At 67.5% G+C, this 13,109-nt stretch carries 1 protein-coding gene (running past one end of the window); it reads left to right on the top strand.

What is annotated here, in order from left to right:
- Positions 1-13,109 carry the start of a hypothetical protein gene (locus tag ACH413_RS33415; protein ID WP_360047703.1) on the top strand. 23,752 nt of this gene lie beyond the right edge of the window, so the window shows 13,109 of its 36,861 coding nt (coding positions 1-13,109); its start codon is at positions 1-3; its stop codon lies off the right edge, out of view.

Raw genomic sequence — 13,109 nt, forward strand, 5'->3', positions numbered from 1 at the left:
GTGGCTGTTTACGGCAACATGACCGTTCCCCCTGACCTCAACTGGATATTCATCATCCTTGCGGGCAGTGACTGGCCGCCCGGCATGGAAGGTGATGCCTGGAACATCTACGAGGCCTTGCTCGAGATCGCGGATGATCTCGATGGTTCGGTCGGCAATCTCGCATTGGCGTTGCAGGACGTGATGGGCCATGTCGACTCCACGGTGGGTCGTGCGTTCTGGCGTTATGGGGAGAAGCTGGCGCAGCAGCCTGCGACGTACGCGCAGGGTGCCCGTGACCTGGCGGTGATGGCGAGGGATTTCTCGCTGAACGTCCAGGGAGCGAAGATCTCGATCATCCTGATGCTGATCTACACGGCGATCGAGCTTTTTCTGCTGTTGTACAACCCCTTCAGTGCTCCGGCGGTTCCGGGATTCATCGCGAGCATGCAGGAAGTCGTTTCGGGCATCCTGCGAGTTCTGCGGAAGTGGATGAAGGAGGCGGGCGATGCGATCATGTCCGCCGCTGCCAAGCTCATCGGTCGCAACCTCGACGACATCGCTGTGCCGACGGTCGTCAGCAACACCTCCTCCATCGTTTACCAGATGGCCAAGCAGGCGCTGGACGAGGGTTTCGAAGAGGTCGTCCAGGACGGGATCGTCCAGGTCTGGCAGAACATCGAGAGCGACAAGGCCTGGGACTGGCAGAACACGCTCGACTCGTTCAAGTACGGCGCCGCGGCGGGTGCGTTCGCGGGTCTGCTCGGTGGTGGCATCGCCCTCTACAAGCCCCGCTGGTCTGGAAGCGCACTGACCGCGGGTGGTATCGAGGGCGCGACCGAGTTGTTCGTCGGCGCGATCACGATTCCTGACGGTGGCGATCCCGGTGACATCTGGAAGGGGATGGTCAACGGTGTCGTGACCGGTGGCGGCATGGCCGCGCTCAGGAACTGGTTGCATCCTCCGGAGACGCCGGGCGGTCGTGATCGTCCAGGTGCGATCAATGTCCGTGACGGTGGTTCTTCGTCGGGTGCGGATGCTGTCACCGGGGGCGCGTCACCGGGCTCGGATGGTGCTCTGCCTGGGTATGACGGCAAGTCTGGGTATGACGGCAAGTCTGGGTATGACGGCAAGTCTGGGTATGACGGCAAGTCTGGGTATGACGGCAAGTCTGGGTATGACGGCGAGCCTGGGTACGATGCCGGGGAGTTCGGTGAGTGGTTGCCTGCGTATACGGCGGGGGATGGCGGGCTGGGCGTACCGTCGCCGGCCTACACCGAGACGGCCGGACCTGCGGTTGCCGGGGCTGTGGGTGCGGGCGGTATGGCGCCTGGGGTGTCGGGCGGCGGGGTGTCGTCGGCAGGCCCGCGGGGTGTGGCCGCCGCGCAGGGGGACACGGCGAGTGCTTCTTCTGCTTCTTCGTCTGTTGGGATGTCTGGGACGCGGCCGTCTACGGCCGCGGACGGCACGGACGCCGCGCTCGTGGGATCGGCGCCGCCGCCTGTCGTGACGAGCGTGCCGGGGCCGCAGCACGGTGTGTCCGTTTCTTCGCCGGTCTCGGCTGCTTCGGCTGGCGGGGTCGGGCCGGGTTCGGTTCCGGCGGCGAACGCTTCCGCGTCGCAGGCTTCGGCGGCAGGGGCCACGCCGAACTCGCCGGGCAAGCAGGACCAGGGGCATGCGGCTTCTACGGGTGTGCTGTCCGACACGGCGTTGCCTGGGGCCCCGGTGTCGGTGTCGGTGGTTGCCTCGGCCGACACGCGGCTGCCGGACGCCACGGTTTCGTCGGTGGGCGAGCCGTTGCCGCTGGCGTCGGAGGGTCCGGTGACCGCGTCGCAGGGGAGCGTTCTGGGTGTGGTGACTCCAAACGCGGCTGTACCGGGCGTGACTGGTCAGAACGTGACTGGTCAGAACGCGGCTGCGTCGAACACCACGCCGTCGTCAGACACGGCGAAGACCGACGTCAAGGACGCGGCCACCGCGCCGGTCTCCATCGAGACCCCGGGGCCGTCGATCGCGCCCGACACCGCCATCGCAGCGCCGACCGTCGACCGGTCCACAATGGACCTCGGCTACGACCCGGACTCGGACACCGCCGTCGAGTCCGATGTGGACGACAAGTTTTCGGGCAAGGAGGCGAACCCCCACGACGGCCTGCTCGGCAAGGTGAACTCGGAGCTCCGGCGATGGGGCTGGCCCGGTGGCGAAGTCAACGCCGACGATCTCTCCCGCACGCTCGCTGATCTGTCCGCGCAGCAGGTGACCCTGTCCAAGGACTCCCAGGGGGCCGGGCGGCAGTTGGCGGAGGCGTTCGTGTCGGGGACGATCGCCCGCGAGGTCGGTGGTGTCGCCGACTTCGTGACGGTGACGCGCGTCGAGGGCAAGGTGGGTGAGTCTTCCCACAGCACGGTGGTGGTGGACCTGGGCGACGTTCAGTTGCGAGGGGTGCGGGTCGGCGACGTCTACCGTCTGGGCGAGCTGAACCTGTACGTCGGAGTCGACGCGGTTCTGAACCGCGGCACCGAGGAGAGGCGGGCGCTGGCCGATCAGGTGCGGCAGTTCCTCACCGGCGGCCTGACGTTGCACAGGGGTGTGCCGGCCTGGCACTCGAGCTGGCACGACGTGCGCCACAACGTGGTTTCGCCGCTCGACGGGAATCCCGAACCGGATGTCGCCTCGCACGACACGAGCTTCATCCCGTTCACGGCGGACCTCGGCGCTGCCAAGAACGAGGCCACGAGACAACGGGGCGACGGCGGGGAGGACATCCGGTTCGTCGCGGGATACGACCCGAGCGATCCGGAGTTCCCGGTCGGTGTGGTCGTCACGACGACGGTGTCCCCTGCCGGCGAGACGCCGGTGGTGCTGATCGACAGCCGCACGGCTCGGGTCGGCGGACCGATCGTGGGGATCGACGAACTCGTGATCACCATGGGCACACCTCTCACAGAGGTGTTTTCGGGTGACCACGGCCGCGCGTTGATGCGGGACCGCATGCCCGCGGCACCTGATGCGAGCGAGACCGCCGCCTTCCTGCGCGGGCGCGAGAGCTTGCTGCCCGACCAGCGGCAGGCGTCCGGCAAGGGCAAGGCGCGCGCAGGCGTCGGCATCGAGGTCGACGCACCGGTGGCGGCGGATTCCACGCCGGAACCAGCACAGGAGACCGGACTTGAGCCCCAGATCGGCGTGCGCGGCTTCGAGCCGAGCCATGGCGGCGCAACGAGTCCGGTGAACGGCGTCGAGTCGGATGACGGGCTCGACTGGGGCGCACAGTGGCAGCAGCCGTCCCGAAGCCTGGCGCCGTCGCCCGAGTTCGACCGGGCCGGTTCGACCTCTGCGGGCTTCGACGAGGACACGGACCAGTTCGTGGACGATGGCGAGTTCGCTGACCACTTCACCGATCTCGGCAGCGAGTACGGAGACGACGATCAGCGCTACGAAGAGCCGGACGTCACCGTCGGTCTGGACACGTCACGATTCGAAGCGACGGATCGTGCCGCCGCGGCCGATGACCTCGCGGACAGTCCGGCGGAGCTGGACAGCCTGAACGACTTCGATGAGCACGGGCCGATTCCCGGCGATGATCCCGGCTTGGCCGCTGAACAGTCGACATTCGGGATCGACACGGTGGACAGGCCCGGAGAGAGCGTCGAGCTGAGTTCTTCGCCGGTGGATCTGGATGGTCCGTTCGCGTTCGACGTGGACGAGTCCTCCACTCACGACAGTGAGGCACAGCAGTACCGGGCGCCGCACGACATCGGGCAGAACCGCGGGACCGTGTTCTTCCACGACGAGTCCGCCACGACGGAGAGGGTCATCGACGCGGTCACGACCGCGGTCAACGACCGGAAGAGGACGCTGCACGCCCGCAAGTCGTTGCGGGACAGGGTGAAGTCGGCCTTCGGCAGGATGCTTCGCGTGCTGACCCGCCGGCCGGGTCCGGCGAAGGTGGACACGACGGAGTTCAACAAGCGGGCCATCAGGGAGCTGTTCGGCCCGGAAGGGCGCCAAGCGGTCAGCCCTCTGCTGAGGGAGATGCTCAACGGTGGCCTGCCGGTGAGCGTCCTGGTCGACACCCCGCTGGGACAGGTGGCGCAGGACGTCGTCGTGCGAGCCACCCTGGGCCCCGGCCGCTTCGTGCAGGCCGGACCCGGACTGCCGACCACGGCGCCAGGGTCTTCCGATGTCCTCTCCCTCGGAGCCGACATCGATCCGGACGTGACACCGAACGCGCTCAACACCGTGCCGGACGTTCAGGTGCCGACGCAGGAGAACGTCCGCTTCACACACGACTTGCGCATCACCATGGACGTCGCCCCGGGCGAGTTCAACCGCACGGTGGTCATGCCGGACGCGGTCGTCTCTACGATCGTGGCAACGGAGGCGTTGCCCGCGCTCAAGCCGGTCGACGGTGATCCGGTTCGGGAGAAGCGCGGATCCCTCCGCGGGGATCAGTCGCGCGCCGGGAAGATCGGTCTGTCCCCCGGAGCCGTGCTGACGCCCCAGCCCGCCCCGGCGGTGGAACTCAACAGGACGCTGAACCAGGTGTTCTTCCCCGCCGTTCCTCCTCGCCGGACCGTTTCGCGTCCGCACCTCCCTCCCAGGGTCAGGGCGGAGATCCTCGACGCCACCACTCCGGACGCGTTGTGGGGCCACCTCAGCGAGGCGATGTCGGAGAAGGGATATGTCATCTCCCTTCCCTCCGGTCCGCTGACCGAGGTCGTGATCAAACTCGACCTGCAGGACCGGCGACTGTCCGGATCGGAGGAAACCCGTGACGGCGTGAACCACCACGTGCGGGCGACGCCGAAATGGCAGGTTGCGTTGACCTACCGGGAGAGGTCGGTCGACGAGGTCTGGTCCGGATCGCTGGCCGGCACACCGGACGAGCCGGTCGACATCGTCGTGAACGACCAGGGTCTCGAGGACCTCGGTCTTGCAGAGCCGGCGAGCGTTCCCCGCACACCCGGCGGCCTGCAGCCGATCGTCGAGGAGGACGAGGATTCTCCTGACGCCGAGAGCACGTTCCGACCGGCGCCTAGCGGACTGCCCGCCGGGGTTCTCGAGGGCATGCCCGACTACCTCGTCAACGGCGAGGGTTTCGGGGAGGGCGTGCAGCACACGCAGGTGCAGGGCGTCGGCGCGGAGCGCGCGTTCCGTGCGCTGCTGCCACGGCCGCCGCGCGTGCTCGTGAAGAAGTCGGTCGACGGAAAGGCCCGCCCGGACACGCGTCCGCACGGCCGGCGCAGGCAGAAGATCAAGGGCTTGCACCACGTCGAGCGGGCGATGAAGAACTCGGTGCCCAGTTTGCTCGGTGACGGTCGTGAGTTCACCGTCGAGGTCGACGGAAGGCCGTACGCGCTTGTCGTGAGGGCGAAGCTGGACTGGCGGGCCAGCAGGGAGATGCCTGGCCTCCCTCGTTGGACCAACCCACCGGAGACCCTGTACCGGCGCTTCCGGCAGTTCGGTTCCGGCTCTTCGACCGACCCGTCGGTCTCGTTCGCGGCCACCGCCACGGCGACACCGCCGTTGCTCGTCACGGTTGCGGGGTCCGGCACCACGACCCCGGTCCTGTCGATGCGGCGCGATGGCTCAGTGGAGCACAAACGCGTGTCGTTGCAGGTCGATCTGGAGCCGCGCGTCACCGAGGTGCACGTGAACTACGAGTTTGTCCTGCTGGACGCGAACGAGCAGCTGGTAGGCAAAACCGACCACTCCGCGCACCCAGGGCTTCGGGGCAGCTTCAGACTGGGGCACCCGAAGGCGCCGCGCTCCAACGGCGGGGAGGGCCTGAAGCCGATCACCACGGCTCCGCCGAAGGACTTCGGACTCGAGGAGTTGCTGATCGACGCGCCGGAAGGCTCGTCGCTCTTCGACCAGGTCGCCAAGATGCTGCCGAAGGAGCTCACCGCCGTCGGTGCGCCTGGGCGCGATGTTCTGCAGGAGTTCCTGCACCGGACCAACATCAAGGCCGAACTGGTGGGCATGGTCACGGCCGATCCGATCGGCAGCCCGGACTCGGGCTGGCGGCGGTCTGATCCGCTCGTTCCGGCTCCGTCAGCGAACCCGCGCGACCTCCTCCAGCACGGCTCCTCGATCGAGATGCGGGCCGTGGCACGACAGGTCGAGATCATCGAGGAGATCAGGGACACACCGGAGAAGAAGCACAAGTTGGTGCTGCTCGACTGGGACAACAGGAAGACCACCGTCACCGACACGTGGAGAAGCACGCGGCGCGGCGCGATGAGCGTGCTCGCCGGCGCGATCTTCGACGCGGGTAAGTTCGCGGTCACGCTCGGCGGCCTGTTCGACTTCAGCCACAGCCGTTCCTGGGGCAACAGGTTCAAGACCGTGACAGGTATCCGGTTCGAGCACGACTACGGCGGCAGGTTCGTCCGCTACAGGACGGTCTACCAGCTGCAGGTCCGCGTGATCGGCCAGCCCCCGGTGTTCCTCGAGGGCGATGTCGTCGGAATCCAGCTCGCGACACGTGAGCGGGCGTTGGCCTCCGGCATCGTCGACTCGACCGGGCCCGATGACCACAAGCCCTTGTACCGCACGGGTGACGCCCGCACGCACTTCGCACCCGCACACCTGGAGTCCGGACTCTCCCTTATGGGCGCCAAGGTCCATACCTTCCGGGGAGGGGATCGCATCTACTCGGCGATCGCGGAAGCCCTTCGTGACGTGCCGAATCACCACTGGTACCACTTCAGCTCGTCGAAGTTCGTGAGGCACTTCAACGATCCCGTACTGGCGGCCGGGCTCAAGCCGATGGTCAACGACATCATCCGTCGTCAGCGCACGGCCAAGTCGCGGATGTCGGACAAGCAGCTGGCGCAGATGATCAACCGCATGCTGGGCGACGGGCTGGTGATCCCGCTGGTGAAGCAGGGCCCGTTCACCGACACGGTCGTGACGGTCCGGATCAAGGCGAAGATGGTGAGCCTCGCCGACGGTGACCTCCAGATCGACGTGACGGACTCCACCACGGAGACCCGGGTCAAGGAGCAACAGACCAATGTCGTGGACACGGCGCAGTCCAGCGGCGTGGGCGTCGGGATCCAGGGCAGAATCACCGCGGGGCTCAGCCGCGGTGCCAACGTGTTCATCGCGACGTTGAGGCTGGGGCGGAGGTGGTCGTCAGCGGCCTCCTTCGCCATCGATGCCGGCATGGTGGCCGAGCAGAAGCACGGCGGCACCCGTCTCGCCAGTTCGGGCGCCCTCGGGGAGACCCCGTTGCGCCACTTCCGGGCGGAGCTGAAGCTCGAACCGCAGGTCGACTCCTACACGCGCGCGAACAAGATGCTGCGCAAGTTCCCCTTCGGCAGATTCGGCAGGCACGGACTGGACGTGCGCGAGGTGCCGCTCGCCGGTGAGCTCGACCGGTCGACGGGGGACAGGAGCGGTCAAACCGTTCCGGTGGAGCTGTTGCTTCCCGATCACCTGGCCACGACGGGCCGGCGCCCTGACCAGATCGCGATCAAGTCGACCGCTGTCCAGCAGTTGAACGGCTTGATGATCGACGATCTCGACAGGGGAAGCCAGCTGATCGAGGGGGCGGACGTGCTGTCCGTCGCCGGCACCGGGCAGATCATCGACATGGCCTACCAGATGCTCGCCGCATCATCCGGCGACCCGGCACTCAGCGAGAGGTCCGGGGCCAACGCGGAACTGCTCGAGGAAGAGCTCTCGCCGGAGAAGCTCTACGAGAACCCCCGGCTCTTCGGCAAGGTGCACGTGGTCGAGGGCCTCAGTCACGAACGCAGCCGCGCCGACGTGCTGGGCAGGGTCGGCGTCGTGCTGAAGCCCGTCAACCCGAAGCGGCATGATCCGAAGGAGTACCAGCGGACCAAGCACACGGTGTTCGGCGGCACCGCGGTCGAGGTGTCCAACGGCGCGCAGACAACAGTGGACTTCGACCTGACCAACGTGCCGGTGGCGAGCGGCGACTCCAAGGGGATCGCGGGCGGCGGGACGGGTGCTGCCGAGGGCCTGTTCCTGTTCCGGTTCTCGCCCTGGTCCGCGCGGTTCGGCCGTGCGCGTGCGCGCCGGATCCAGGGCATCGAGAAGAAGCACATCAGCACGCTGCCCAGCAGCCGGATCCTCGTGTCGTTCGATGTCGAGGCGACCGTGGTCGCGGAGACGCAGGTTCGCGGCAACATCGACTTCGCGGAGGTCGTGACGAGGCGTCCGCCCAACTCCGTGGGCACGAAGTTCGTGTTGAACGACATGGTGTTCGCCTGGGTGACCGAGGAACAACTGGCGGAGCTCGAACGACTGGACCGGCAGCGCACGGCAGCCGGCCCGGGCAGCACGGACGTGATCGCGGCCGAGAACACGCCGACACCCGCAAGGGAGATCCTGCCCACGCCGGAGTCGTTGGCGCTGGCCGGCGTCACGTCGATCGGCATCGGCGGTGTGCAGGGACACATCGACATCAGCGAGATGCTCAAGGAACTGCGTCAGCAGATCGCCGGGAATGCCGAGCTGGATGCAAAGGAGGTCCAGCGGCTGCTGCCCAGTCACCCGTTCGGCAATCCGCAGAACAACGCACGTTTGGCCGAGGACCTTCTGTCCAATGTGGACAAGTCATTCGCTTTGGTGATGAACGGTGGCGCGAGCGAACTGCTGCGAACCGAGACCTCCCGCGTTTCCGGCAAGACCTACGTGTTGACCGTCGAAGGCAGGTGGATCTCGCCGCCTTCGGGCGGCGAGATCGAGATCTTCCAGAAGGTCGCGGCCCGCACCACCGTCTCGGTGGACGCGACCGAGGAGGAGATCTTCGGTCAGAAGGTTCTCGACATGGCCGCCACCGCACGCGGCCACGGGATCTTCAAGGAAGCTGGAGCTCCCGCCGGTCAGGATCCCGGTTCATCGAGCACCGCGCAGACCTCCGGCAACCTCGGCGTGGGCGCACAGGTCGGGTACGTCGCCATGGCGCGGACTCATACCGAGTCGTACGCCTACTCGACGACCGCCGAATCCTATGGGGCGATCCGCGGTCCTGTGGGTGTCCACCACGGCACCGTCGAACTGACGGCACGGATCGAGCGGAAACTCGGTTTCGATGCCCGCACGCAGGAAGACACCACGCGCGGTCCACTAGCGAAGATCGTCGTCACGCGGCCGGTCAAGGTTCTCACGATGCCGGAGGAGACCCTTCTTCCGCCCGGCAGTGTCAAGCCGCTCGGTGCCGAGAGTGACGTTGTCACGTTGCCGTCGACCGAGGGGGAACCAAAGGAGCTCACCCGATGGCGCGCCGAAGCGGGGCGCAGCTTCGCCCTGCCCGGCTCCGGTGACTACGAGGTCGAGCACTACTTCGGTCTGGTCAAGACCCTGCGTTCCGCGGCCAAGGTGGCGCTCGTGAACGCCGGGGTCGAGATCGACACGTTGATCTCGCACGCCGTGGGCAACGCCATCACGCCGGCCACCGTGAAGGCGGGCATGCCGGCCATGCGCGACGGTCTGTTCAAGTTCTCGGTGGGAGGTGCGCACGAGGTCGAGATCCACGTGCGCCTCAAGCCCGCACCTCGGCTCGCGTCGGCGAGTGGCCGGGTGGAGATGGACAGCTCTCGCAAGGAAAACGCCAGTGACAACCTCGCGCAGATCTCAGCCAGCGAGTACTCCTCCGGGGTCATCCTGCGTGGCAGCGGCGGCACCGAGCACCCCGGCGGAACCGCGCCGAAACAGGACTTCGGGTCGGTCCAGACCCTCGGGGTCGCGGAGAGGCCCGGGCCGTCACTCAGGCCGGACATGGTCGTCGACATCAGGGTGCACACCGAGAGCACCTCCAGCCGTGATCCCAAAGCTAGCCACCGCACCACTCATCCCGTGCTGAACTCCCGCGGGGTGCTCGCGGACGTCGAGTTCAAGGTTGTGGCGAGGCGATCGAACTCGACGTCGAAGATCGGCGTGGCAGGCATCGACGTCGACAACGCCTACCTCCTCCGCATCCGGGAGTCCGCGGCCGAGAAGCTGCTGGGCAAGCTGCCGAAGCCGCTCGCCGAGGCCGTCGCGGAACTCACCACTGCCAGTTTCGAGTGGCGCCAGGCCGTCAACGCACTCGGCGGCGCTCGTTCGAACGACGCGAACGCCGACCTCCAGGCCCATCACGACGCGATCCGGGACGCCAAGGACGCGTGGTGGAAGGCGAAGGAGGAGTACCACAGGCAGTTGCGGCTGGCGCAGGAGCAAGCCCGGTCCCCGATCACCGCACTCGCTTTGGCCGAGATGCAGGACGTTCAGCCCGTCGCCGGTGTGATCAGGCCGGTCGCCGCGCCGGGATTCCTCGAGGGCTTCTCCCAGGACACGCTGCGTCCCGACCAGCAGACCGAGTTCTTTGAGGCACTGGACCTGCTGGGCCCCCCGCCGGTCGACGTGCTGCCGCGATCGCGAGCCGGCTCGGTGATCAGTGCGAACGGCAGGGATCTGCCGAAGATCGTCCACGTCCCCGTGCTGGGTGGCCCGGTGGTCGAGGCCTCGGTGTGGACGTCGCTCGCGATCACGGCCGGGACCGCGCGACGAGAGGGATGGACTCCGGTCCTCGTGACCGACGTGCCGCGCGAGATGTTCGGCGCGGCCCGCGCGGGTGATCCGGACATGATCGACGTGCTCCGGATGGAACAGCAGGCCAGGACCCACGGGTATCTCGTCGTCAGCGTTGACGAGGTCTTCAACGCCGAGTCGCCGATGGTGGACCAGGACCTGTTCTCCGCTGCGGCGGACAACACCACCGACGTACACCGCGATCTGGCCAGAGCACTCCTGGGCGCGGAGCTGACATGGCGCTTCGGTGGCGCGGTCGTGCCTGCCGAGTACGCGCTGAAGGACATGTCCGTTTTCGTCAAGGCGGTGACCGACGAGCCGGGCTTCGGGCTGGGCGAATCCCCTGTCACGAAAACCCCACCGTTCCTCGTCGTCCCCCGCGGCCACAGGTTCGCCGCCTTCTACGCACAGCAACTGAGCGAGGAAGCTCGCACAGGAGCCAGGAGGACGGCGAACGGCTCCGCGATGAGAACTGCCAGGAGCCTCGGTGGCCCTGGCATTCCGGTCATCGCTCAAGCCGCCGACTTCCACGGGCGGGTGGAGGACGAGGCCGGCACACCGTCGCGGGCGGAACTGGCCGATGTGGTCGGCGGCGTCGTGGAAACCCTGGCCAAGGGTCTGCGTGCCCGCGGTGATCTGGACTTCGCCATCGTGGACAGGACGCTGCGCGATCACCCGGACGGCCCGCTCGTGCTGGAGGCGGCGGTGGCCACCATCGCCCGCGAGCAGACGTGGCGCGACATGGTCCGCACGGTCACTCTTCCCGACCTCGCTCCCGACCTGCCGAGCATGTCCGCGGAGGCCGAGCAGTGGCTGCACATCTCCGGGGAGAAGCAGATCACGAACCGCGGTGTGACCGTCGCCGCGACCTTCTACCCCGACCCGATCCCGATGTCGGAGATCGACTTCGAGCCGGAGAGCCACAGGTCGGCCGCTGTGCTCGCGGTGAGGCTCCAGCACGCGGGTGCGCGCGAAGCCGGTCCGCTGCCGGTCGATCTGGTCACCTCGACCGACGAGACGGCCACGCTCGATCTGGCTCTGCACATCCGCGACACGTTGCGGAACGGGATCGACAAAGAGGACGGTCTGCTGCCTCTGGATGTCGCGGCGACGCTCGCCCAGCGGCACGAGGACCCCGATGTCGTGCTCAGGGCGGCCGTGTCCGAGATCGCCTCGGACGCCGCACGTGCCGACCGGGTCCGCACGATGGCACTGCCGTCCGACACCGGACAAGCGCTTGCGGCCGTGGCGGACCTCTTCGTCTTCGAGTGGACCGAACTGCAGGAACAGGAGAACGTCTACCCGGTTCGCCTCCAATCGGCGCCGGAGGTCGCACCGCAGGCACCGGGTTCGGTGACGTTCAGGACGTACGACTTCGACGACGGCTCCACCGAGGTGTCGGCCGACGTCGTGGAGGCATTGGAGCACCAGGCGGAACTGCTCGCTGACGCGATCGTCTTCCGGCACCGGAATGGGCTGGCCGCACCTGAGGTGGTGATCGAGGGCGGTGGGACGGCGTTCGGAAACGACCGCCGGAACGTCGTCGAGTCCTTGTTCCGGGTGAGGGTCGACCACCACCTGGCTCAGGGCCAGTGGGACGTGGAAGCGAGCGCCCGGATCACACGGGACGACGTGCGTCTCCTGATCACCAACAGCTCGCACGACGAGCATCGGACGAAGGGCGTGCGTGTCGTCGTGGACGGGACCACGGTCTCGGTGCGCACCTCTGAGCTCGATCTCGACAAGGACACCGAAAAGTGGCTGCTCACCACCCAGCTCCCCGACTGGGAACTACCGGCCGAGGTCGACGAATCCACCAGCGCCGAGACCGGCCCCTCCCCGCACGGGGCACCGGACGAGCTGGGCACCGACCCGCGGCAGACCCGTCCCGTGCCGTCACCCTCGGTCATCCCGAGCTTCTTCCAGGACAGCGGACCCGAACTCGATCCCTCCACGTCGCCCGCGGTCGTGGTCTTCGACGAGAACGGGAACGTCGAGGACAAGGCGACGCTGGTTTCCTTCTACCGGGACGTGGCGAACACGGATGCCGATCCTCGCGTTGTCGTGAGCGGGGGTGGGGAACAAGGCAGCTCGTTGCGCCGGAACGTGACCAACGAGCTCAACTCCATTTTCAGCCAGATGTTCGGGGTGGACGCCGTCGCCATCACCGAGCAGGCGGGCGACGGCCCTGTCACCGCCCAGGCCGACCGGCCCCGTTCGATGTCGCAGACGAGGAGGGGCTGGTTCTCGACCGCGTTGAAGCCCATGGCGGGTGGTACCAGGCTTCGCGGTGTCGACGTCGACGGCAGGACCTTCTACTTCACGGCCGACGACGTGAAGGTCGCGCCGCTGAGCAAGGATGGGCGGACGATCGGTGCGGTCTTCCCCTCCGACTCCGTGAACGGGACGGCGGATGAACACGCCTCGTTCGCGGCCGAGTTCGCGGAGCGGGCGAGCGGGGAAACCCAGTCCCAGGTGTTCACCGTGGACAGCGGGCTCTCGATGGAGCAGGGGCCGGCGGAGGAGGCCCCCTGGCGTGATGAGCGCGCCCGGCTCCTGTTCATCGACGCACACGGTAGCCGCGG

This window comes from Lentzea sp. NPDC020367 (assembly GCF_044387305.1).
Classification (GTDB): domain Bacteria; phylum Actinomycetota; class Actinomycetes; order Mycobacteriales; family Pseudonocardiaceae; genus Lentzea.